General features: G+C 31.0%; 23 protein-coding genes. 17 read left to right on the top strand and 6 right to left on the bottom strand.

The window, feature by feature from the left end; all coding sequences use genetic code 11:
* Positions 1-744 precede the first annotated feature (744 nt).
* The 6 genes from trpX to FOC48_RS06585 all read left to right on the top strand — a co-directional run bounded on the left by trpX (position 745) and on the right by FOC48_RS06585 (position 6,858).
* Positions 745-1,749: a tryptophan ABC transporter substrate-binding protein gene (trpX, locus tag FOC48_RS06610; protein WP_003147243.1), complete on the top strand. Its 1,005-nt coding sequence runs from the start codon at positions 745-747 to the stop codon at positions 1,747-1,749.
* Between the two features lie 150 nt (positions 1,750-1,899).
* Positions 1,900-2,775: an ABC transporter permease gene (locus tag FOC48_RS06605; protein WP_003147242.1), complete on the top strand. Its 876-nt coding sequence runs from the start codon at positions 1,900-1,902 to the stop codon at positions 2,773-2,775.
* A 3-nt stretch (positions 2,776-2,778) separates the two neighbouring features.
* Positions 2,779-3,552 carry an ABC transporter ATP-binding protein gene (locus tag FOC48_RS06600; protein WP_003147241.1) on the top strand — a complete coding sequence of 258 codons (774 nt, stop codon included), beginning with the start codon at positions 2,779-2,781 and terminating at the stop codon, positions 3,550-3,552.
* Positions 3,553-3,967: 415 nt separating this feature from the next.
* On the top strand, positions 3,968-4,633 hold the full coding sequence (locus FOC48_RS06595; RefSeq protein WP_003147239.1) for a response regulator transcription factor: 666 nt from the start codon (positions 3,968-3,970) through the stop codon (positions 4,631-4,633).
* Positions 4,623-5,966 (top strand): sensor histidine kinase, encoded by a 1,344-nt coding sequence (locus FOC48_RS06590; RefSeq protein WP_003147238.1) that lies wholly within the window; start codon positions 4,623-4,625, stop codon positions 5,964-5,966. Before FOC48_RS06595 ends, FOC48_RS06590 begins: the two co-directional genes overlap by 11 nt.
* A 361-nt stretch (positions 5,967-6,327) precedes the next feature.
* Positions 6,328-6,858 carry a PepSY domain-containing protein gene (locus FOC48_RS06585; RefSeq protein WP_003147237.1) on the top strand — a complete coding sequence of 177 codons (531 nt, stop codon included), beginning with the start codon at positions 6,328-6,330 and terminating at the stop codon, positions 6,856-6,858.
* Between the two features lie 99 nt (positions 6,859-6,957).
* Here the strand turns inward: FOC48_RS06585 and FOC48_RS06580 are convergent, their stop codons facing one another.
* Positions 6,958-7,128 (bottom strand): hypothetical protein, encoded by a 171-nt coding sequence (locus FOC48_RS06580; RefSeq protein WP_216842911.1) that lies wholly within the window; start codon positions 7,126-7,128, stop codon positions 6,958-6,960.
* A gap of 102 nt (positions 7,129-7,230) precedes the next feature.
* Here FOC48_RS06580 and FOC48_RS09990 point away from each other — a divergent pair, with 102 nt between their 5' ends.
* Both FOC48_RS09990 and FOC48_RS09785 read left to right on the top strand, forming a co-directional pair.
* A complete protein-coding gene (locus tag FOC48_RS09990; protein WP_003148112.1) occupies positions 7,231-7,785 on the top strand; it encodes a helix-turn-helix domain-containing protein in 555 nt (184 codons plus the stop codon).
* Positions 7,677-8,654 (top strand): IS3 family transposase, encoded by a 978-nt coding sequence (locus FOC48_RS09785; protein WP_331271073.1) that lies wholly within the window; start codon positions 7,677-7,679, stop codon positions 8,652-8,654. Before FOC48_RS09990 ends, FOC48_RS09785 begins: the two co-directional genes overlap by 109 nt.
* 65 nt (positions 8,655-8,719) lie before the next feature.
* On the opposite strand, the gene FOC48_RS06565 is transcribed toward FOC48_RS09785, so the two are convergent.
* Together FOC48_RS06565 and FOC48_RS06560 are read right to left on the bottom strand one after the other, a co-directional pair.
* On the bottom strand, positions 8,720-9,040 hold the full coding sequence (locus FOC48_RS06565; RefSeq protein WP_003147234.1) for a hypothetical protein: 321 nt from the start codon (positions 9,038-9,040) through the stop codon (positions 8,720-8,722).
* A 13-nt stretch (positions 9,041-9,053) separates the two neighbouring features.
* Positions 9,054-9,371 (bottom strand): hypothetical protein, encoded by a 318-nt coding sequence (locus FOC48_RS06560; protein WP_003147233.1) that lies wholly within the window; start codon positions 9,369-9,371, stop codon positions 9,054-9,056.
* Between the two features lie 185 nt (positions 9,372-9,556).
* On the opposite strand from FOC48_RS06560, the gene upp reads away from it, so the two are divergent.
* From upp to FOC48_RS06515, 9 genes are all read left to right on the top strand, one after another.
* Entirely contained in the window at positions 9,557-10,186 is a 630-nt protein-coding gene (upp, locus tag FOC48_RS06555; RefSeq protein ID WP_003147232.1) for a uracil phosphoribosyltransferase, read from the top strand.
* Between the two features lie 163 nt (positions 10,187-10,349).
* The gene (gene atpB, locus FOC48_RS06550; protein ID WP_003147230.1) at positions 10,350-11,078 is read left to right on the top strand and encodes a F0F1 ATP synthase subunit A; all 729 of its coding nucleotides are present in this window, start codon (positions 10,350-10,352) and stop codon (positions 11,076-11,078) included.
* Between the two features lie 78 nt (positions 11,079-11,156).
* Positions 11,157-11,372, top strand: coding sequence for a F0F1 ATP synthase subunit C (gene atpE, locus FOC48_RS06545; RefSeq protein ID WP_003147228.1), 216 nt, complete (start codon positions 11,157-11,159; stop codon positions 11,370-11,372).
* 52 nt (positions 11,373-11,424) lie between these two features.
* A complete protein-coding gene (gene atpF / locus FOC48_RS06540; RefSeq protein ID WP_003147226.1) occupies positions 11,425-11,949 on the top strand; it encodes a F0F1 ATP synthase subunit B in 525 nt (174 codons plus the stop codon).
* Positions 11,949-12,488: an ATP synthase F1 subunit delta gene (gene atpH, locus FOC48_RS06535; RefSeq protein WP_003147225.1), complete on the top strand. Its 540-nt coding sequence runs from the start codon at positions 11,949-11,951 to the stop codon at positions 12,486-12,488. The genes atpF and atpH overlap by 1 nt, the downstream gene beginning before the upstream one ends.
* A 27-nt stretch (positions 12,489-12,515) precedes the next feature.
* Entirely contained in the window at positions 12,516-14,018 is a 1,503-nt protein-coding gene (gene atpA, locus FOC48_RS06530) for a F0F1 ATP synthase subunit alpha (RefSeq protein WP_003147223.1), read from the top strand.
* 34 nt (positions 14,019-14,052) lie between these two features.
* Complete coding sequence (gene atpG, locus FOC48_RS06525) at positions 14,053-14,922, top strand: ATP synthase F1 subunit gamma (protein ID WP_003147222.1); 870 nt, start codon at positions 14,053-14,055, stop codon at positions 14,920-14,922.
* Positions 14,923-14,961: 39 nt separating this feature from the next.
* Positions 14,962-16,377 (top strand): F0F1 ATP synthase subunit beta, encoded by a 1,416-nt coding sequence (gene atpD, locus FOC48_RS06520; RefSeq protein ID WP_003147221.1) that lies wholly within the window; start codon positions 14,962-14,964, stop codon positions 16,375-16,377.
* 20 nt (positions 16,378-16,397) lie between these two features.
* Positions 16,398-16,802 carry a F0F1 ATP synthase subunit epsilon gene (locus FOC48_RS06515; RefSeq protein ID WP_003147220.1) on the top strand — a complete coding sequence of 135 codons (405 nt, stop codon included), beginning with the start codon at positions 16,398-16,400 and terminating at the stop codon, positions 16,800-16,802.
* 72 nt (positions 16,803-16,874) lie between these two features.
* Here the strand turns inward: FOC48_RS06515 and FOC48_RS06510 are convergent, their stop codons facing one another.
* From FOC48_RS06510 to FOC48_RS06500, 3 genes are all read right to left on the bottom strand, one after another.
* Positions 16,875-18,215, bottom strand: a complete 1,341-nt coding sequence (locus tag FOC48_RS06510) for an ISL3 family transposase (RefSeq protein WP_003148113.1) — start codon at positions 18,213-18,215, stop codon at positions 16,875-16,877.
* A 355-nt stretch (positions 18,216-18,570) separates the two neighbouring features.
* Complete coding sequence (locus FOC48_RS06505; protein WP_003147217.1) at positions 18,571-22,050, bottom strand: amidase family protein; 3,480 nt, start codon at positions 22,048-22,050, stop codon at positions 18,571-18,573.
* A 182-nt stretch (positions 22,051-22,232) separates the two neighbouring features.
* On the bottom strand, positions 22,233-23,081 hold the full coding sequence (locus FOC48_RS06500) for a 5'-nucleotidase, lipoprotein e(P4) family (RefSeq protein WP_172497903.1): 849 nt from the start codon (positions 23,079-23,081) through the stop codon (positions 22,233-22,235).
* Between the last annotated feature and the right edge of the window lie 176 nt (positions 23,082-23,257).

The raw sequence follows: 23,257 nt of genomic DNA, 5'->3' as shown, positions 1-23,257 counted from the left end.
TACTCCTCTGAAAATGTATTTTCAAGTGTAAATTTTCATGAAAATGATATATTTTCAATTTTATTTTCATGTAAAATACTATTTATTATAATTAATAATAAATGGCTGTATAACAGTAGTCTGAAAGTTTCTATATGTGTATTAATATTTAAATATCAATATTTTAGCTATGAAAACGAATTATTTTCATAAGTTTCAAAAAATATTGAGAAAACACCTTAGTTTTTATAGTACAGCAAATATACATAAAACACTATTAATATCTTTTTAATATTCTTTTGAAAATATTTGTATTTACTATTTTCTTTACAAGCTGAAAATTCAAAGGTATGAATAATTTTAGATAAATTGTCAGAATCTTTTAATTTTTTTAGAAAAATATCTTGACAATAAAAAAAACTGTTGCTATAATGTAAACAAGAATTAAACGTAAAGGAGAAAAAAGATTTATGAAACTGTATCAAGTTGACACGCTACAATTAAATATTCGTTGGCAAAGCCACTAGATACTGAGTCGATCTTGTTTCTTTTTAACATAGATACGACTCTCAGGTGAGAAGTAAGTATCTATGTGGATTATTTGTGATGAAAAAATGAGACCACATAGAAATATCTAGGTGGTTTTTTATATTAAAAAAATGTCGAGGGACCACTAGATATTATGCTAGTGGTCTTTTTCTATAGATACGCTTCTAAAATTTGATTACAAAAAATATTATTAAAGAAAAAAAGGAGATTATTAAAATGAAAATAAATAAAATTTTTGTAGCATTCGCGGTATTATTAGTTTGTGTATTAGGTTATGGTTACTTCTCAAGTAAGAAAGGTGAAGATACTAAAAAAGTTGATAATAAAGAGGTAAAAGTAGGGGTACTTCAATTACTTAGTCACCCAGCGCTTGACCAAATTTATAAAGGTTTAGAAGATGGACTTAAAAAAGAAGGATATGAAGTTGGTAAGAATTTAAAAATTGATCTTCAAAATGCTCAAGGTGATCAAAGTAACTTAGCGAGTATGGGTCAAAAATTAGTTACAGATAACAACGATATCTTAGTAGGTATTACAACACCAGCTACTTTATCTCTATCAAACGCAACTAAAGATAAACCAATCATTATGGGTGGTATTACTTATCCAGTTGAAGCAGGATTAATTAAAGCTGAAGATAAACCAGGAAACAATATTACTGGTGTTAGTGATAGAACTCCAATTAAACAACAACTTGAAATCATGAAAAAAGTATTACCTAACATGAAAAAAGTTGGTATTCTATACACAGCAAGTGAAGATAACTCTGTAAAACAAGCTCAAGAAGCTGAAAAATTAGCTAAAGAATTAGGATTAGAAGTTAAAGTATCAACAGTAGCAAACACAAATGATATTCAACAAGTAACAGAAAGCCTTGCTTCACAAACTGATGCAATTTTTGTACCAATCGATAACACAATCGCTAGTGCAATGGCAACAGTAGTAAAAGTAACAGACGCTAAGAAAATTCCAGTATTCCCATCTGCAGACACAATGGTAGCTGACGGAGGACTTTTAGGACTAGGTGTTGACCAATATCAAATCGGTGTAGAAACAGCTAAAGTTGTTGCTAAAGTATTAAAAGGTGCAGACACTAAAGATATGCCAATCGTACTTGCTAATGAAGGTGTAATTTATCTAAATGAAGCAAAAGCAAAACAATTAGGAATTGAAATTCCAAAAGAAATTAAAGATAAAGCAAAAGTAGTAGATAAAAAATAATATTATTGATATTATATTATTAACAAACTATTTTAGGCAGTAAATAAATTAAAGGGGCGGCTCATAAAATCAGTATTCTAAATAGTTGTTTATGAGTCGCTCTAAATTATATAAAATTAGTTTAGGGAAAAATAAAAAAAGAGGTGTAAAATGGATTTATTTGTTTCCGCGATTTCACAGGGGATGCTGTGGGGGATATTATCGCTTGGATTATTTATTAGTTTTAGAGTATTAAATATTGCAGATATGACGACTGAAGGTGCGTATCCATTAGGAGCTGCGGTATGTGTAATCTGTATACATAATGGTATTAATCCTATTATTGCTACATTGATTTCAATAGTAGCTGGAATGTTAGCGGGACTTGTTACAGGATTTTTAATTACTGTTTGTAAGATACCAAGTTTACTTGCTGGGATTTTAACAATGACTGCATTACTATCGGTGAATCTTAGAATTATGGGAAGACCAAATTTAAGTTTAATCAATAAAGATACGATTTTTAGTAAGATTCAGGGATTAAACTTACCAACTCATTATGATACTGTACTTGTTGGAATTATTCTTTCTGGATTAATTATCTTCGCTATGTCTTTATTCTTTTCAACAGAATTAGGTCAGAGTTTAATTGCAACGGGGGATAATGAAAAAATGGCAACTGCTCTAGGTATTTCTACTAAATCGATGACGATTTTAGGATTAATGCTTGCTAATGGAATTATTTCTTTAGCTGGTGCAATTTTAGCACAAAATAATGGTTATTCTGATGTTAACAGCGGAATTGGAGTTATAGTAGTAGCTTTAGCAGCAATTATTATAGGTGAAGTAATCTTCAAGGATGTGACTTTTACGACAAGATTGATATGTGTCATTTGTGGAGCAATTATCTATAGATTATTATTAGTTGGAGTGTTAAAACTTAATATTATCGGTGCTAATGATTTTAAATTAGTTTCAGCACTAGTTATTGCCATATTCTTAACATTGCCTCAATTAAAATTAAAAGCTAAGAGAAAGGATGTATAGATCATGTCATTTATAAAAATTAATAAAATAGATAAAACGTTCTTTCCAGGTACGATTAGAGAACAACATGCTTTGAAAAATGTTAGTCTTGAAATCAAAGATGGTGATTTCATTACTATTCTTGGAGGAAATGGAGCGGGGAAATCAACGTTTCTTAACGCACTTGCTGGTTCTTTTTCACTAGATGGTGGTGAGATTTTAATTGAAGGAAAAGATGTAAGTAGTATAGTAGAACATAAGAGAGCAGGATTTATCAGTAGAGTCTTCCAAAATCCTTTAGATGGGACAGCTCCTCGTATGACTGTTGCACAAAATATGTCCTTAGCACTTCGCCGTGGTAAAGTGAGAGGATTTAAACCAGGAACTACTAAAGAAGATAGAGAACTATTTAAAAAGTTATTAGCAACTTTAGATTTAGGTCTTGAAGACAGATTAGATAGTGAAATGGGTCTATTATCTGGAGGTCAACGTCAGGCTATAGCACTTTTAATGGCAACTATGACTACTCCAAAACTTTTACTTCTTGATGAACATACAGCTGCACTAGATCCAAAAACTCAGAAGAAAATAATGGAGCTTACTCGACAAAAGATTGAAGAGAAAAACTTAACAGCTTTAATGATAACTCACAATATTCAAGATGCAGTCAAATATGGGAACAGAATAATAGTTCTACATCGTGGGGAGTTAGTTCGAGATATTAGTAAAGAAGAAAAAGAAAAACTGGATGCGAAAGCATTGTATGAATTACTTTATAATTTAGAAGAGAATGAATAAAAGTAGATAGAGCCTTTGAAATCAAGGCTCTATTTATTTTACTTTCCGTTGATATTTTATATATTAAACAAACTTTTTTAACATAGAAAGAAAAAAGTTAATATGGTATAATAAAAATGACGTAAGGAGTAGTATAGAGTGAGTACGCCTTGATGGAGGAGGCTCAGGTTGAAATCTTGGCTATTACGTCTAAGACATCTATTTATGAATAGGTGTCTTTTTTCATTTTAGATTCATTTTTTTATTTTAGAATGTATAGTAAATGAAATTATAAAGGAGTTGACTCCAAAAAACCACTGCGGAAAGTGACTAGATAAAATCGATTTCTTCGAAATTACGATTTTTGAGTCACTATCTTTACATTTACATATTAATTAAGTAAAATATAGTAGAAATTTAGTACGAGGAGATTGTTATGAAAATACTTGTTGTTGAAGATGAACGCGATTTGAATAGAATAATAACTAAGCATTTAAAGAAAAATAATTATAGTGTAGATAGTTGTTTTGATGGTGAAGAAGCTCTGGATTTTGTTAGCTATAGTGAGTATGATTTGATTATTACAGATATAATGATGCCAAATGTTGATGGCTATGAGTTTATAGCGAGACTTCGTGAGAGTAAAAATAATACACCTGTTATAATGTTAACAGCAAAAGATACTTTAGAAGATAAAATCGTTGGTCTTGATAGCGGAGCAGATGATTATATAGTTAAGCCGTTTGAGTTTGATGAGTTATTAGCTAGAATAAGAGTTTTGATGAGACGTAACTATGGTTTAGCAACTAATGTTATCCAAGTAGATGATGTTGTTTTGGATATTTCGAAGAAACAAGTGTTAAGAAATGGTCAAAATATTGGCTTAACTGGTAAGGAATATGAGGTATTAGAATATCTTATGAAAAATAAAGAGAGTATCCTAAGTCGCGATCAAATTCTTAACCACGTTTGGGATTATGATTATGACGGGGCATCTAATATTGTAGATGTTATTATAAAAAATATTAGAAAAAAATTAGATAACGGTACAGATAAGACTATTATTTACACTAAAAGGGGGTTAGGATACTTTGTTAAATAGAATCAAGAAATTATCGATATTTCCATTTAGAAAAGTATCATTAACTTTCAAAATCACTTTATGGTATACAACATTTATAGTTTTATTAATAGGATCATTGATAGTTGGGACATTTTTAGTTAGAGATAGTGTAGTAGGAAAAAATAGTGAGAAAAGATTGATAGAAGAAGTAACAGAAATTTCTACTGGAAGAGATAAGTTTACTCCTTTTGAGGATGGTGTTACGTTATCTGTTTATGATAAAGATGGGAACCTTGTTGCAGGGGCTGTGCCAAGAAATTTTAAAGTTAATGATTTTAGTCTAGGAGTTATTTCCGAGTATAAAGATGTTACTAATAATAAATATCTGTATTATGATTTAGAAACAAGTTCTGCGCGCTTAGGAAATGGAAAATATGTCCGAGGAGTAATACAAATTACTAATAATATTAATAGTTGGATATTACCATTAATAATAAGTATAGGAAGCCCGTTTGTTATAATAGTTATAATGTATGGTGGATATTTAATTATTAGGAGTTCATTAAAACCCGTTAGAGATATGACTGAAACTGCTGATGCTATCGCAAAGAGTAATGACCTTAGTAAAAGAATTACTATAAAAGATGGTGCGGATGAAGTGCATAAATTAGGTAAAGTTTTTAATGAAATGTTAGAAACATTAGAGAATTCTTCGAAAAGAGAACGTCAATTTAGTTCAGATGTATCACATGAACTTAGAACACCGATTTCCGTAATAATGGCAGAAAGTGAATATGGAGCTAAGTATACCGATTCTGTGGAAGATGCAAAGGAATCTTTTGATGTTATAGAAAGACAAAGTAAGAGAATGACTTCTATGATAAATCAAATTTTAGAATTAGCTAGATTAGATAGTCGTTTAGAGATTCCAAAAGAAGAACTAAATTTGTCGGATCGAATAAAATATACTTTGGAAGACTATAAAATCTTATTTGATAATAGGAATATAAAATTATCATTAAATATAGAAGAAAATATAATAGTAAATGCTAATGAAGCGTTAATTATGAGAATGATAGATAACTTATTATCTAATGCTTTGAAATATGCGGAAACAGAAGTAAAAGTTTGTTTAGCAAAAAGAAATAGAATAATACTTGAAGTTACAGATGACGGAATAGGGATAAATGATAATGAGAAAAAACATATTTGGGATAGATTTTACAAAGTAGATAAATCAAGGACAACAACAGAAGATAACTCTTCAGGGCTAGGTTTATCTATAACGAAAAAAATAGTAGAATTACATAATGGTAAAATAGCTGTTTTAGATAATAAACCAAAAGGAACAAAATTTGTAGTTAATCTTTAAAAAAAATGAGGAAGAGTGACTCGAAAATCGTAATGTAGAAATCGATTTTTTTGAGTCACTCCTTTTTTATATTTTAGAAAATTATAAATTAATATGAATCTTCATTTAAGATTCATAAAACATAGATATAATAAAAATATCTTAAAAGAAGAACAAAAGTGAAATCTTCATTTAACGTTCATAAAATAAAGATATAATAAAAATATCGAAAGAGAAGAATAAAAATGAAATCTTCATTTAACGTTCATAAAATAAAGATATAATAAAAATATCGAAAGAGAAGAATAAAAATGAAATCTTCATTTAACGTTCATAAAACGAAGATATAATAAAAATATAAAGAAAAAGAGGTAAATTAAAAATGACAAAAAATATAAATAATAACGAAATCGAAACAATTGAAGGAACTTATGTAGAAAATATCGAATATGAAAACCAATATAATGAACAACCTAAAAAAACAAAAAGAAATTTTTTAAAACCATTAATTATCGGAGCATTAGTTGTAGTGGTGACTGGTGGAGTAGGAGCCTATGCATATGATAAATATGAAACTGCACAAAGAAGTAAAATTCAAGATGCTTACTCAAATATTAAGTTGAATACAGGAAATCAAACAGATTCAAATAACAACGGAAATAACAACAATACACAACAAAATGCTAAGTCACAACAAGAGATTCGCTCAATTGTAGCAGAGGCAATATCAGTATCGGAGCAAAATATTAACTTTGTAAAAATTAAACCTAAATACGAAGATGACTATGCGCCGAAAAATAATGGATCATCTTTATACGTGTACAAAGTAGAAGCACGTGCTAATGGATTAGAGTATGATGTAGTAGTAGATGCAGTATCAGGTAAAGTATTAAAAGTAGAGATAGATAATTAATAAAATAATAAACTGATAATCTAGAAAGAAAATCTAGGTTATCAGTTTTTTATAGTTATATGGGATGTTCTAAACGATTAATTATTCCTTTTTAATTGATTACTTTCTATTGTTATAAATATAGTATCCAATGAAAATAGCCGCTATTAAATATAGATTGAAGTTAGGATTTGCAACGTAGAAAAGCATTGCTTTATATGAAAGTCTCATAAATAATCCTTGGATAATTGACGGAGCAAAAAGTAAAATTACTATTACAGAATTATCCATTTTTTTCGCTAGTATTATTATAAATATTAATACAAGTAAAAGAATGTACCGACCCCAAAAAGTTAGACCAAAAAATCTAACTTTTTGGAGGTCGGTATTTTTATGACTAAATATAATTTTGAATTTAAAAAGAAAGTCGTACTAGAGTATATAAATGAAAACATAAGCATAAGATCGTTAGCGAAAAAGTATGATATAAAATCTCATAATAATATTGAAATTTGGGTTGCCAAATATAAGAAATATGGAGATGATGGATTATATCGTTCAAGAAAAAATGAAGAATATCCTTTCGAAAAAAAGATATATGTTGTAGAATTATACTTAACAAGTGAACTCTCATACAATGACTTAGCTTTACAAGAAGGTATAAATAATCCAGCACTTATTTGTAACTGGGTTAATCGCTTTAGAGTAGCTGGTCCTGATGCATTGAGAGAGCGAAGGAAAGGTCGGAAAATCTTAATGGCTAAATCACCTAAAAAGTTAAGTAAGGAAACAACAAGTCAAACCACAAATGATAATATATCTAAAGAATATGTAAAAGAATTAGAAGATCAATTACTACAACTAAGGATAGAAAATGCATTTTTAAAAGAAGCGAGGAGACTGCGTTTAGCGGAAGAAGCAGAAATGAAAAGAAGGCGAGAATTATAAGCAGTCTCCGAGGAGAATTCATACTTAAAGACCTTCTTTTATATGCGAAAATGCCAAAAGCAACATATATGTACTGGCAGAAGAGATTCGATAGAGTTAATCCAGATAAAGAAATTGAAGAGAAAATATTAGAAATAAGAAAGAATAACAAAGATTATGGTTATAGACGTATATATGGTGCGTTACGTAATTTAGGATATATAATAAATAAAAAGAAAGTTCAAAGAATTATACAAAAATTAGACTTACAGGTTACATCATTCACTAGAAAAAGTAGAAAATACAATTCATATAAAGGGAAAATTGGAAAAACAGCTAAGAATAGAATTAGAAGACGATTCAATACTAATATTCCACATCAAAAAATCACTACAGACACAACTGAATTTAAATATTATGAAGTTAATGAGAGAGGTAAATTAGTAGTAAAGAAACTTTATTTAGATCCATTTATGGATATGTATAATGGTGAGATAATAAGCTATAGTATAAGTGAGAGCCCATCAGCTAAAAATATAATGGATGCGCTAGAAAAAGCTATTAAAGTCACAGCTAAATCCCCTTATAGGAGAACTTTCCACTCTGATCAAGGATGGGCTTATCAAATGAAGGCATACTCGAAAAGGTTAAAAGAAGAACGTATTTACCAAAGTATGTCTAGAAAAGCAAATTGTTTGGATAATTCGATAATGGAGAATTTCTTCGGAATATTAAAACAAGAGATATACTATGGAACAACATATAATAGTTATAGGGAACTGAAATTAGCTATTGAAAAATATATAAAATACTATAATGAAGAGAGAATAAAAGAGAAACTAGGATGGTTAAGTCCTAAGCAATATAGAATAAAACATATGACTGTATAAATATAAAAAAGATAGCGTAACAGTCATTATAACTATTACGCTATCCTAAGTCTAACTTTTTGGGGTCAGATCAGAATTAGAATTGCTAAGTATTTATTTATAATAATATTGAATGATGTTGGAAATTTAAAAGGATTAAAAAATATCAGTAATGCTATTAATAGTACTAAAATTGTAATTATTGTACTTTTAGTACGTTCATCGAGTTTGCTTTTGTTTGTATACATGAATATATAACTTAAATAAAATCCACCGAAAATTAAGATTCCAACTATAGCTGCTTCTAATAAATTTAAAGCCATAAAAGGATTAGCTAAAATAGGTGTAAGATAAAAAAGTAAATATATACCTGTAGCTATTATTAAATTACGTTTGAATATTGTCATATGCTCTCCTTAATTATTTAAATAATGATGATAGACCATAAGCTATAAATGAAAAAACTATTATAATAAGTAATAAAACTAGAGCACTTGAATTAAAGATGAAAAATAAAGGAAGTGCTAGAATAGTACTTAATACGGGTATAAATATAGTTCTTTGAATAAAGTATGATATTAATAGTGTTATAGCAAATGAAGTGAATCCATAAACCAATATTAAAATGAAACCAGCTTTATCACTAGTGCCATTGTAGAATTTCAAAAAAAGTAGTGGAATAATATAGTAGAAAATACTAGTAAGTAAAAATATCCCTAAAAATGTTTTTCTTTGCATGTTAAAGTCTCCGTTTATCTTGTTTTTATTATTGTAATATTTTCTATAATAGAAGTCTAGTAATATAAGAGTTTTAATAAAAAAATATTTTTTAAAGGAGGTAAAATATTTTCGGATATCCCTTGTTAAAATGAAATAATTAGAGTAAAATAAATATAATAATATAACAAAGGAGAACTATAATTATGTCAAAAGTTCATGTATTTGATCATCCATTGATCCAACACAAATTATCTTTTATTAGAGATAAGAGAACGGGTTCTAAAGACTTTAGACAGCTTACTAATGAAGTAGGTTCTTTAATGGCTTATGAAATTACTCGGGATCTTCCATTAGAGGATGTTGAAGTAGAAACTCCAATTCAAACTACTACTTGTAAACGTCTTGCAGGTAAAAAGATAGTTTTTGTTCCAATTCTTCGTGCAGGATTAGGAATGGTTGATGGTTTAATGAATTTAATTCCATCAGCAAGAGTAGGACATGTAGGTTTGTATCGTGATCCAGAAACGCTTCAACCACATGAGTACTTTGTAAAAATACCAAGTAATCCAGAAGAACGTCATTTCATCGTTGTTGACCCAATGTTAGCAACTGGTGGTTCAGCTATTGCTGCAATTGACTCACTAAAACAACGTGGAGTTAACGATATTAAATTTATGTGTTTAATAGCAGCACCAGAAGGTGTAAAAGCTTTACATGATGCACATCCAGATGTAGATATCTATATCGCAGGATTAGATGAAAAACTAAATGATCATGGGTATATCGTACCAGGACTAGGAGACGCTGGAGACAGAATCTTCGGAACAAAATAATAAAATATTAATAACATATTTTTAAACAATTTATATAAAATTTAAGAAATCGCTAGCAAATATTATAAAATAATATTATAATATGTATTAAGTATTTCTAATTTTATATTACAACAGATTTAGAAATATAAAAGATACTTAAGAAAAGAGGTGAGGGGAATATATGGAAAAACATACATATCTTATTACCAAATTATTTGGCTATGATATAACGGTTAATATTCCTAGTGTAATCACAACTTTAATAACAGTGTTGCTTACCTTTATTATAGTGATGTTTCTAACTAGTAGAATTAAATTAAGACCAGATAGTAAACGTCAAAATGCAGCTGAGTTACTTGCTTATTTCGTTAGTGATAATGTAATTAAGGGTAACGTTAGTTGGAAAAAATATGGTAAAGGATTATGGGCGACAGCGTTAACACTTATTTCACTTATTGCTGTAGCAAATACGATTGGTGTGCTTATAGAAGTTAGTTACAATGAAGTTGTATATGTGAATTCTATAACAGCCGATCCAACATTTACTTTCTCTCTTGCATTATTAGTTATTGTGTTTACTCATTATGCAGGAATTAAGTATAAAGGTACTAAACATTACTTTGGTACATATACTTCTTCGGGTATAGGTATTGCGCCGTTTAAAGTTATCGAAGAGTTTACAAACTTATTGACACTTTCAATGCGTTTATTCGGTAATATTTATGCAGGGGAAGTACTGTTAGCACTTTTAGCGACACTAACAACAGCAGGTGTCTTCGGTGCTATCGCAGGTATTACAGGTTTAGTAGTATGGAAAGGATTCTCTCTATTTATAGGATTTATCCAAGCATATATCTTTACGGTATTATCATTTATTTATATATCACATAAAATTAGTGATGAACATTAATTCAAATAAGTACACAATTTTATGTAAAAATTAATAATTAATAAAATTCATTTATTATCCAAGGAGGAAAATATAATTATGGTAGAATTAATTGGAGCAGGATTAGCAGCAGGATTAGCAGCGATTGGAGCTGGTATTGGTAACGGATATTTATTCGGTAAATTTATGGAAGGTGTTTCTCGCCAACCAGAAGTTGAACCTAAATTAAAATCTAATGCATTTGTAATGTTCGCACTTGTTGAAGCGGTACCTATCTTAGCAGTAGTTATTGCATTCATCATTTTAGCAAAATAGTTAATTTTAGTAATAAAATAAAATAACTAAGAAAAATAGGAGCAGTTAGTAAATGGAAAATTTAGTATTTTTAGCTACTGAACACGCTTCTCATCAAGGTTTTAATCTAGGAAATATGGCTATTAACATAATAGCTGTGTTAATCTTATTAGTATTACTGAAAAAATTTGCTTGGGACAAACTTATTGATATGTTAGATGAGCGTCAAAGATTAGTTGAAGGTCAACTTGATGATGCTGCTAGAAATCAAAAAGAAGCATTAGTTTTACTTGAAGAAAATCAAGAAAAATTAAAAAATGCTCAACAAGAAATTAAAGTTATGATGGAAGATGCTCGCGAACAATCTAAGATTGAAAAACAAGCTATTCTTGAAGAAGCTCGCAAACAAGCAGAACAATTAAAAGTAAATGCTCAAAGAGATATTGAGGATGAGAAGAAAAGAGCGCTTGAAGAAATCAACAGACAAATTGCTGATTTATCAGTGCTTGTAGCTTCGAAAATTTTAGAAAAAGAATTAGATGACTCAACACAAAGTGAATATGTTGATAAAGTCATTAAAGAGGTAGGGGTGAAATAATGAGTAAGTCAGTATTAGCTAATAAAATTGGATATTCATTATTTGAAGTTGCAAAAGAAAATAACGCATTAGAACAAGTAGCTAATGAGTTACCAGAAGTTGCAAAAGTTATTAATGGAAACTCTGATTTTGTTACATTGATGAACAACCCTAATTTAGAAAAAATAAAAAAAATTAACTTGATTGAAGCGTCATTTGCAGGAGTAAATAAATATGTTGTAAATGTTGTGAAAATCTTAGCAGGAAATCTGCAAATCTCATTAATAAATTTTGTTTTAGAGCAATTTACTGAATTGTTTAATAAACATTCAAATAGCGTTGTTGTAAAAGTTGAATCAGCTTCGCCACTAACTGAAGTTCAGTTAGAAAATCTAAAAGAAAAACTTAAAAATGAGTTACAACTAGAAAAAGTAGAACTTAATAACCTTGTAGACAAGAGTCTTCTAGGTGGGCTTAAACTTACTTACAATAACAAAGTAGTAGATGCTAGTGTTAGAGCAAAATTAAACGCTATAAAGTCAAAAATTTCTACAATCTAGAAGAAGTTGAAACAAGGAGGGACATAAATGGCTATTAGAGCTGAAGAAATTAGTTCATTACTAAAATCACAAATAGAAAATTATCAGTTTGAAGTTAAGTCAACAGATGTCGGTACAGTTATAGAAGTAGGGGATGGTATAGCTCGTGTATACGGTCTTAATGAAATAATGAGTGGTGAGTTAGTTGAATTCACTAAAACAGGGGTTATGGGTCTTGCTCAAAACCTTGAAGACACTAATGTTGGTATCGTAATTTTAGGACCAACAACTGATATTAAAGAAGGAGACGAAGTTCGTCGTACTGGACGTGTTATGGACGTTCCTGTTGGTGAAGAATTAATAGGACGTGTAGTTGATCCATTAGGACAACCAGTTGATGGACGTGGTCCAGTAAATACTACAAAACGTCGTCCAATTGAATCTCCAGCAGTTGGGGTTATGGGACGTAAATCTGTATCAGTTCCTTTCCAAACTGGTATTAAAGCGATCGATGCATTAGTACCAATCGGACGTGGACAACGTGAGCTTATTATCGGGGATAGACAAACAGGTAAAACTGCAGTAGCTATCGACTCAATTTTAGCTCAAAAAGGACAAGATGTTATTTGTATCTATGTTGCAATTGGGCAAAAAGAATCTACAGTACGTAGTGTTGTAGAAACACTTAAAGAACATGGTGCATTAGACTACACTATCGTAGTTACAGCATCAGCATCTCAACCAGCACCACTTCTTTACATTGCACCTTATGCAGGGGTTGCTATGGCGGAAGAATTCATGTTTAATGGTAAAGATGTAGTAATCGTGTATGATGACTTATCAAAACAAGCAGCAGCTTACCGTGAGTTATCATTACTATTAAAACGACCACCAGGTCGTGAAGCTTACCCAGGGGACGTATTCTATTTACACTCACGTCTTCTAGAGCGTGCAGCTCGTGTAAATGAAGATTTTGGTGGAGGAAGTATCACTGCACTACCATTCGTAGAAACACAAGCAGGTGACATTTCTGCATATATTCCAACAAACGTAATCTCAATTACTGATGGACAAATCTTCTTACAATCAGATTTATTCTTCTCAGGTATCAGACCAGCGATTAACGCAGGGCTTTCAGTATCTAGGGTAGGAGGATCTGCACAAATTAAAGCTATGAAAAAAGTATCAGGTACATTACGTCTTGACTTAGCATCTTACCGTGAGTTAGAAAGCTTTGCTCAATTCGGTTCTGACCTAGATCCAGCAACTCGTGAAAAACTAGAACGTGGTAAACGTACAGTTGAAGTTCTAAAACAAGACTTACACAAACCAATTCCAGTAGAAAAACAAGTTATGATTCTTTATGCTTTAACACACGGATTCTTAGATGATGTTGAAGTTAAAGATATTCACAGATTTGAACAAGAATTATATGCGTACTTAGATGCTCATGAAAATGAAGCAGTTAAGCACATTAAAGAAACAAAAGACTTACCAGCAACAGAAGTTATGGATGAAGTAATCGCTGCATTCAAAAAAACTTTTGCTTAAGATGAGAAGTAGTAGAGTAAAGGTGGTGAACTAATTGGCGTCACTAAGAGATATTAAAAACAAAATCAATTCTACAAAGAAAACTAGTCATATTACAAAAGCGATGGAAATGGTTTCCACTTCTAAACTTTTAAAAGCACAATCTAACACACAAAGATTCAATCCTTACATGCAAAAAATGCAAGAAGTGATGGGAACAATTTTTGGTAAAGGAGCTAATATCAAGCATCCTATGTTAGAAAAAAGAGAAGCTAAGAAAACTCTTTATGTGGTAATTACTAGTGATAGTGGTTTATGTGGAGGATTCAATTCTAATATCATTAGAAACTTTGTTAATACTGTTAACGAAAGACATAATGATAGCGAATATGGAATTGTAGCTATAGGTAACTATGGTGCAGAATTCTTCAGAAAAAATGGCTATAATGTAGTTGATAGTTATAGAGATATACCAGATGAGCCAAGTTTCACACAGGTTAAGGAAATTACTAATAAAGTTGTAGGTTATTTCATAGATAAAGAATATGATGAAATCTACATACATTACAATCACTTTGTTAGTATGATTCAACAGGTTGTAACTGAAAGTAAAGTTCTTCCTATAGAAAATACAGATCAATTCGCAAATTCTGATGAGCAACCTACAGGAGCTTATGAATTTGAACCTGGTGAGGCAGCAGTACTAGATGTAATACTACCACAATATGCTGAAAGTATGATTTACGGAAGTATATTAGATAGTAAGGCTAGTGAACATTCTGCAAGAAAAACAGCAATGAAAAACTCAACTGATAATGCAGGAAATATTATTGATACACTTACGATTAAATACAATCGTGCAAGACAAGCTGCAATTACACAAGAAATTACAGAGATTGTAAGTGGAGCAGCAGCAACAAAATAGTAATGAGAAAGGAGAAGCTATTAAGTTAGCAAACAACATATGAATAAAGGTTATATTCTCCAAGTTATGGGACCTGTAGTAGACGTAAAATTCGAATCAGGGCATATGCCTAATCTATTAAATGCTTTAGAAGTATTTATAGAAAAAGGTGATGGAAAAAAAGAAAAATTAGTTCTTGAAGTTTCTCTAGAAATTGGTGATAACGTAGTTAGAACAATTGCGATGTCATCTACTGATGGATTAAATAGGGGAGCAGAAGTAGTAGATACAGGAGCACCAATTACAGTTCCTGTTGGTAACTACACATTAGGTCGTGTGTTCAACGTATTAGGTGAAGCAGTTGACCACGGTGAAGAAGCAGGAGCAGAAGTTCGTAAAGATTCAATTCATAAAGAAGCTCCTACATTCGAAGAATTATCAACACACGTTGAGGTTCTTGAAACAGGTATTAAAGTTATCGACTTACTAGCACCATATATTAAAGGTGGTAAAATCGGTCTTTTCGGTGGTGCGGGAGTTGGTAAAACAGTTCTTATCCAAGAACTTATCAATAACGTTGCACAACAACACGGTGGTCTTTCAGTATTCACTGGTGTAGGTGAACGTACTCGTGAAGGTAATGACCTTTACTATGAAATGAAAGATTCAGGTGTTATTAACAAAACAGCCATGGTATTCGGACAAATGAACGAACCACCTGGTGCTCGTATGCGTGTAGCATTAACAGGATTAACAATGGCGGAATACTTCCGTGATGAAGAAGGACAAGACGTACTTCTATTCATCGATAACATCTTCCGTTTCACACAAGCAGGTTCTGAGGTTTCTGCGTTATTAGGACGTATGCCTTCAGCCGTTGGTTACCAACCAACACTTGCTACTGAGATGGGACGTTTACAAGAACGTATTACATCAACTAAAAAAGGATCTGTTACATCTATTCAAGCGATCTATGTACCAGCCGATGACTATACTGACCCGGCTCCAGCTACAACATTCGCTCACTTAGATGCAACAACAAACCTTGAGCGTTCATTAACAGAGATGGGTATCTATCCAGCCGTTGACCCATTAGCTTCTACATCAAGAGCATTAGCTCCAGAAATTGTAGGGGAAGAACACTATCAAGTTGCGACTAGAATTCAAAGAACTCTTCAAAAATATCGTGAATTACAAGATATTATCGCTATCTTAGGTATGGACGAATTAAGTGATGAAGATAAGAAAACAGTTGATAGAGCACGTCGTGTTCAATTCTTCTTATCTCAAAACTTCCACGTAGCAGAACAATTCACTGGTCAACCTGGATCATATGTTCCAGTATCTGAATCAGTAGAAGCATTTAAAGGAATCTTAGATGGTAAATATGACCATATTCCAGAAGATGCATTCCGTCTAGTTGGTGGTATTGAAGACGTATTAGAAAAAGCTCGTAAACTAGGAGTAGAAGTATAATACAAATAGGAGGTAAATAAATGAATACTTTAAGTGTAAGCATTGTTACTCCTAATGGAGAAGCTTATAGCGCAAAAGAGGCTTCTATGGTTGTATTAGGGACTACAAGTGGACAAGTTGGGGTAATGGCCAACCACGTTCCAATGGTTGCATCATTAAAAGTCGGACCATTAAAAGTAGTTTTTCCTGATGGCAGAGAAGAATATTTAGCTGTAAGTGAAGGATTTGTGGAAACACATAAAGGCGAAGTAACTATTATAGTTCAAACAGCAGAATTAGATAAAGATATTGACGTTGAACGTGCTCGAAGAGCATTACAACGTGCGGAAGAACGTCTTGCTAAAAAAGAAAATGGTCTTGATGTAAGACGTGCAGAACTAGCTTTAGCTAAAGCTTGTGCCCGTCTGAAAGTATCTGAAAAGTAAAGAAAAAGATATAGTTCATTTCATTTGGCTCTTTGTCAAATTCGGGGCATGGAGAAAAATAGGAAATGAAATCTAGGCAGCATTTTGCTGCTTAGATTTTTTCTTGTTTTCTTTAAGTTTGACATTATTTTTATACTCAGAAACAAATAATCTAGACATAATTAAAATGCGTAATCTGAAATTACTAAAGCTAGAATATCCATAAGATACTCTCTTTAGTAGTTTTATTTTATTATTAAATCCTTCTAATGGACCATTAGAATACTTATATTTAACAGCATTAAGCATATACTCTTTGTGCTTTTTCATAGTATTTATAGCTTTAGATACACCTTTAGATAATCCTCTAGTATCCATATCTATATACTTCTCTAATTCTACAGAATCTTTAGCCTTAATAGCTTCTCTTATCTCATGCACTCTCTCATAGCTAGGTGTAAATTCATCATCTATAGCTAATATATAATCTAATACTTCTTTTCTAGTTACATAGCGTTTAAAGCTTCTAGAATAGAATGTTTTTGTTGAATTTACTTTATCTCTATCTTCTAATATTACTTTCCAGAAGTTCTTTAAAATAGTGTAAGTAGAACTTTTTTTATTCTTATATTGGTTCATTAGTTTTATTCTAGCTTTATTTAATTCTCTATTAATATTTTGTACCATATGGAATCTATCTATAATTATTTTAGCGTTAGGAAACATCTCTCTAATCATATTCATATAAGGAGGGTAAATATCTATACAGATTGTTTTTACTTTCTTTCTTACTTTCCTTGGATATCTCATAAAGTACTGTTTTAATATATGTTGAGTTCTTCCATCTACAATATCTATAAAATCATGTGTTTTAGCATCTAAGAATACGAAGCTCATTCCATTTTTACTGTCTTTAGTTGACTTTATCTCATCAAAACATAGGTGTTCTGGTAGGTTTGAATGAGTCTTAATTTCTACGGCTTCTCTACATGATTTCATTACTCTTACTACTGTAGATACTGATACATTACTTAATTCAGCTATATCTTTAAATGATATTGTCTTAGAAAGATTCTTCATAATGTGAAATATAAGATTTTTAGATATACTGCAGTGTTTTTGTACAAATAATGTTTCAGCACAAAACTTAGAATTACATTCTTTACATTTAAAGCGTTGTTTCTTTAATCGTAGATATGTAGGGCATTCTGATATCTTTAATAAAGCTACTTTTAATGGATCTGTGAATCCATTTTTAACTATATTATTTCCTTCTTTTATACAACCACAGTTTGTACAACACTTTGGATTGTATGATAAAGTCCCATGAAATACGAATGTATCTTGACCGTCTACATTAATTAAATCAAGTTTATCATCCATAGTTATATTTTGGTCTTTTATTAATAGTAAATTTGTGATAAAATTAGACATGACAAATATCCTTTCTTAGTTAATTATTTTTCTACACTTTAATTATATTGGGTATTTGTCTTTTTGTATATAAAAATTGAAATCCGGGGCTGGAATTTTTCCATGCCCCGGATTTAGTATACAACCTTTCATTTGAACTATATCTTTTTTTATAATTTTAAAGAGATAACTGGGAGTGACTCAAAAATTGTTATTTCGAAATCGATTTTGTCGAGTCACCCCCGCACAGTTTATTAGATATCTAAAAAGCTTTTATAAAGCAAATTTAGATATCAATAAACCACTGCGTCTATTAGTTTTCATATACACCTTGTTAAAATTTATAATTTTTGGGTCAGCCCGAGGTAAAAGTGTATTAGCTATTTTTTCTACGTTTTAATAGTATAGTTGCAGCGAATAATGAAATTCCCAATAAAGTTAAAGCTTTATTAGTAGTTTCTCCAGTTTTAGGAAGTGTTTTTGGTGGGTTTTTAGGAGTTGATTTTGCTCCTTTTGCATTTATAACTGTGAATTTTTTCTCTTCTTGTACTGCAGAAGTATTAATATCTTTTTCATTAGATGCTAATGCTGTTTTAATTTTTGCTATAATAGCAAACTTACTAAAGTGATTTACAGTAAATTGTAAATTTCCACCTGTAGTACTTGAAGGTATTAATTCAATAGAATTATCGTCTTTTAAGTGATATACAAGTATTTCTTTATCTTGTTCATTCTGAAGTAAAGCTATATGTACTGTTCTTGGTACATTTAGTTTAACTGTTTTATTATCTTTTTGTAATTCTAAATCAACAACCCTAATAGATGAAATTTCATCTTTATTATTAATTCCATTATTTTTATCATTTATTATTTTTGCTTTTAATTCTTCTAAATCTATTTTATTAGTAATATCAGTTGCTTTAAAACTGATTTCTTCGGCATGGTTAGAGTTTAGTTCTACACTGATATTTTGATCTTTTGATTTAATTACAACAGTTGTTGTTTCTTTGTTAATAGTTAGTTCTGGAAGTTTTGGAACACTAGGTGCTCTTTCTGGGTTTCTAAATTCAGAAACTTTACCATCTTTATCGACAACAACTTTATTTCCATTTGTTGAAAGTCCATCAATTTTTCCAGTGAAAGGTTTCAGAGCCTCAGCAATAGGAGCGTCAGCAGGAGTATTGAATTCAGAAACATTCCCATCTTTATTAACTACTACTTTATTGCCATTTTCAGAAAGTCCATCAATTTTACCAGTGAAAGGTTTAAGAGCTTCGGTAACAGTAGCATCAGTAGGAGTATTGAATTCAGAAACATTCCCATCTTTATTAATAACTACTTTATTACCATTTTCAGAAAGTCCGTCAACTTTCCCAGTGAAAGGTTTAAGAGCATCAACAACAGGAACTTCAGTTGGGGTATTGAATTCAGAAACATTACCATCCTTATCAACAACTACTTTATTACCATTTTCAGAAAGTCCATCAATTTTCCCAGTGAAAGGTTTAAGAGCCTCAGCAACAGGAGCGTCAGCAGGTGTGTTGAACTCAGAAACATTACCGTCATTATCAATAACTACTTTATTACCATTTTCAGAAAGTCCATCAATTTTCCCAGTGAAAGGTTTAAGAGCCTCAGTAACAGGAGCGTCAGCAGGTGTGTTGAACTCAGAAACATTACCATCCTTATCAACAACTACTTTATTACCATTTTCAGAAAGTCCGTCGATTTTCCCAGTGAAAGGTTTAAGAGCCTCAGCAACAGGGACGTCAGTAGGAGTATTGAATTCAGAAACATTACCATTCTTATCAACAACTACTTTATTACCATTTTCAGAAAGTCCATCGATTTTCCCAGTGAAAGGTTTAAGAGCCTCAGCAATAGGAGCGTCAGTAGGTGTGTTGAACTCAGAAACATTACCGTCATTATCAACAACTACTTTATTACCATTTTCAGAAAGTCCGTCAACTTTACCAGTGAAAGGTTTAAGAGCATCAGCAACAGGAGATTCATTAGGAATTGAATATTCATATTTTGTACCATATTCATTTTCTCTTACTTTATTTCCATTTTCGGCAACAACTGTTTTTCTAATGTTTGGATGCATTATGAATTGATTATTATCTTGGAATAATTGTCCCATTTCCAGAAGTATTTTTTCTGAATTATTTTTTGCGGCAAACATAACTCCAAGAGGAAGATTATTTTCACTCTTATAAACTGGTAAAGAGATAGCAGGATTTCCTGTTAAGTTAAATAGCCATGTAAATGGTGTTCTTCTCATCATTGGTTCCCATTGTTTTACTAGTAGATTGAATCTCTCTTTTGGATCTTTTATTTGATTAATATTATAAAGCTTTTCTTCAACCTCTGGATCTACATAAGGGTCAACTTTTTTATCGTTAGATGGTGCTGTCACAGCATTCGTTGCCATTAAGAATAAATCATATTTTTTATAAAATTCGTTCATTTGATTTATATATTCCGACATTGGTTTTGCAGAAGAAATATCAGTGTTAACAGTCTTAACTTTATATGACGATGTTCCTAGTGCATAAGTTGCAGGATCTAAATCGCGTTTATTATCTTCAGTAGCTACTTTTGCGGGAGCAGTGTATGCTCCACCAATAGCTCCAATTGTATAAGTTCTGATTCCTTCGTAACCATCAATAGGGAATTCATTTATTTCTTCTACAGTGAAGCCTTGTTTTCTAAGAAATTCAACAGCTTTAAGAACGGCCTTTTTTCCATCTTCACTTAATTCAACATCTCTTAATGGTGTTTTAAGTGAATACGCAATTTTTAATTTTTTCAAATCAGTTGGAACTTCTTCTAGTGTTTTAGGTTTGTTGATTGTTGTCTTGTCAAAATATGCCTTAGCATCTTCGATAGTTTTTACTAGAGGGAATTTTACTACATGACCCGTAGGTTTTAAACCAATTAAACCTGTCCATGAAGCAGGGATACGAATTGAACCACCAGCATCACTACCGCTTGCAATTGATACCATTCCACTTGCTACAGCACCTGCGCTTCCTCCTGAAGAACCACCTGTATTTCGACTTGGATCCCAAGGGTTACCAGCAGGTCCGAATAATTTAGAATCTGTGATATTTCTAGTTCCTAGTTCAGGGTAGTTAGTTTGTCCAAGTATTACAAATCCAAGTTTTTCGAATTCTTTTGCGACAGCTCCACTAAACTTAGAGACCTTACCTTTATTAAAATAGATACCATTAGAAGCATCACCATCTTTTAGTAAATCTAATCCTTTAATTAATGTAGGAACTCCTAAAAATGGTTGTTCTTCCCAGTTTACAGGATTAGCGGCAAGATTACCTGCTTTTACTCTCTCGTCTATTTCTTTAGCAGTTCTATATGCTTCATCGATAATAGTTTTAGGAATTTTTCCATTTTCAGTAGTGAGTACAGCATTTAATTTAGGATTTTCATCTGAAATAACTTTATATGCTAGATCAACTAACTCTGTACTTGTTACTTTTTTCTCACGAATTAATTTAGCAAGTTCAAGAGCACTTTTTTGTTTATACTCTGCTATAGTAAATGGGATTGTAGGTTTAGAAGATGTGTTTTCTTCAGTATTAGTAGTAGAAACCTCATTATTACTACTATCTACATTAGGTTTTACATCTGCAGTTGAAGATGAATTTGTAGCAGTGTTAGAAGTTGGGGTTTCAGTAGTTGAAGTTCCGTTATTGCTAGCTGTATTATTAACTGGTGCAGATACTGTATCACTGTTTTCATTAGCATGGGCTTGGTTATCGGTTGCTAAGACAGGAAATAGTGTAGTAGCTGCAAATGCTGGTATAAGAACGTATTTTAGATTTTTCTTTTTCATTTTTGACTCCTAATTTAATGAATAATAAATAAGCTGTTATATGCTTTGCTACTTAATTATACTCTGATATTCGCTATCAATCAAGGATATAGAATTAAAAAATAGAAAAAAATATAAGTGTCTTAATATTATCTTTTATTAGATAATATTAAGACACTCTAAATTGTTAATTTTATATAAGATTAGTATCCTTTAAGTGCATTTAGACGAGCTTCAGATTGTCCTTTACCGTCTTTTTTCTCACCTTTGTATACTGCAGATTCCCATGATCCGTACATAGGGTTAGGGAAGATGATGAATTTATCCCCAAATTCAGCTTTTAATTGTTCAAACATTTTATCTCTATCAGCTTCTGATTTAGTTGAGAATTCAGCGAAGTCAACTAAGTTATCCCCAAATAACATAACTAGGTTAGTATGTTTAATAACTTCTTGACGACGTCCTTCTTTAGACTTGTCACCTTCTTTTTTGAACATTAGGTGATCGCGTCCTTGAACTGGAAGACCTTGTGCTTCAAGGTTTTTAATTGTAGCATCTATTTGTGCATCAGTTCTGTCAGAAATGTAGTAAATTTGAACTTTATTTTTGTCAGCAAATTGTAAGAATTCTTTAGCTCCAGCCACTGGTGTAGCTTCTGCTTTTTGAACCCACTCGTCCCATAATTTTGGATTGAATGCAGTTCCATCTTTAACCATTTTTACTTGGAATGGTATGTTGCTTAATACTGTTTCATCAATATCTAAGACGATAGAATATGGTTTATCAGTAGGCTGTTTTAATAGTTCTTTTAACTTATTAGTAGCAACATTGTAACCTTGTTGGTATAATGCATCTACTTCAGCTGCATTTTGATACCATAAAGCTCCCATTGTATTTTCGCGAGATCTAAGTTGATCGTAAGTAAGAGTTATCTTGTTATCTCCACTCTTATTTTCTTCTTTTTTTTCTTCAGTTTTTTGTGCACAACCTGTTGCAAGAACAACAGTAGCTAATACTGATGAAATAGTCATAACAAATTTTTTATTTTTCATAATAAATATAGCTCCTTTTATTGTCTATAACTATAAGTATAATTTATTAATTAGGAAATTTCAATATGAAATTATTTTTTTAAAATTTATAATTTAAATATTTTAATATAAAATATTTAAATTAACGTTGAAAACGATTTATGAAATGATAATAAAACAAAATTAGTATTATTTTT

This window comes from Gemella haemolysans (genome assembly GCF_012273215.1).
GTDB classification, from domain to species: Bacteria; Bacillota; Bacilli; order Staphylococcales; family Gemellaceae; genus Gemella; species Gemella haemolysans_A.
This window is presented reverse-complemented; position numbering and strand designations above follow the sequence as displayed.

Bases quoted from the DNA above. Each gene is read 5' to 3' on its own strand.
- trpX (WP_003147243.1), top strand. From the start codon at position 745: ATGAAAATAAATAAAATTTTTGTAGCATTCGCGGTATTATTAGTTTGT.
- FOC48_RS06605 (WP_003147242.1), top strand. From the start codon at position 1,900: ATGGATTTATTTGTTTCCGCGATTTCACAGGGGATGCTGTGGGGGATA.
- FOC48_RS06600 (WP_003147241.1), top strand. From the start codon at position 2,779: ATGTCATTTATAAAAATTAATAAAATAGATAAAACGTTCTTTCCAGGT.
- FOC48_RS06595 (WP_003147239.1), top strand. From the start codon at position 3,968: ATGAAAATACTTGTTGTTGAAGATGAACGCGATTTGAATAGAATAATA.
- FOC48_RS06585 (WP_003147237.1), top strand. From the start codon at position 6,328: ATGACAAAAAATATAAATAATAACGAAATCGAAACAATTGAAGGAACT.
- FOC48_RS06580 (WP_216842911.1), bottom strand. From the start codon at position 7,128: ATGGATAATTCTGTAATAGTAATTTTACTTTTTGCTCCGTCAATTATC.
- FOC48_RS09990 (WP_003148112.1), top strand. From the start codon at position 7,231: ATGACTAAATATAATTTTGAATTTAAAAAGAAAGTCGTACTAGAGTAT.
- FOC48_RS06565 (WP_003147234.1), bottom strand. From the start codon at position 9,040: ATGACAATATTCAAACGTAATTTAATAATAGCTACAGGTATATATTTA.
- FOC48_RS06560 (WP_003147233.1), bottom strand. From the start codon at position 9,371: ATGCAAAGAAAAACATTTTTAGGGATATTTTTACTTACTAGTATTTTC.
- upp (WP_003147232.1), top strand. From the start codon at position 9,557: ATGTCAAAAGTTCATGTATTTGATCATCCATTGATCCAACACAAATTA.
- atpB (WP_003147230.1), top strand. From the start codon at position 10,350: ATGGAAAAACATACATATCTTATTACCAAATTATTTGGCTATGATATA.
- atpE (WP_003147228.1), top strand. From the start codon at position 11,157: ATGGTAGAATTAATTGGAGCAGGATTAGCAGCAGGATTAGCAGCGATT.
- atpF (WP_003147226.1), top strand. From the start codon at position 11,425: ATGGAAAATTTAGTATTTTTAGCTACTGAACACGCTTCTCATCAAGGT.
- atpH (WP_003147225.1), top strand. From the start codon at position 11,949: ATGAGTAAGTCAGTATTAGCTAATAAAATTGGATATTCATTATTTGAA.
- atpA (WP_003147223.1), top strand. From the start codon at position 12,516: ATGGCTATTAGAGCTGAAGAAATTAGTTCATTACTAAAATCACAAATA.
- atpD (WP_003147221.1), top strand. From the start codon at position 14,962: ATGAATAAAGGTTATATTCTCCAAGTTATGGGACCTGTAGTAGACGTA.
- FOC48_RS06515 (WP_003147220.1), top strand. From the start codon at position 16,398: ATGAATACTTTAAGTGTAAGCATTGTTACTCCTAATGGAGAAGCTTAT.
- FOC48_RS06510 (WP_003148113.1), bottom strand. From the start codon at position 18,215: ATGTCTAATTTTATCACAAATTTACTATTAATAAAAGACCAAAATATA.
- FOC48_RS06505 (WP_003147217.1), bottom strand. From the start codon at position 22,050: ATGAAAAAGAAAAATCTAAAATACGTTCTTATACCAGCATTTGCAGCT.
- FOC48_RS06500 (WP_172497903.1), bottom strand. From the start codon at position 23,081: ATGAAAAATAAAAAATTTGTTATGACTATTTCATCAGTATTAGCTACT.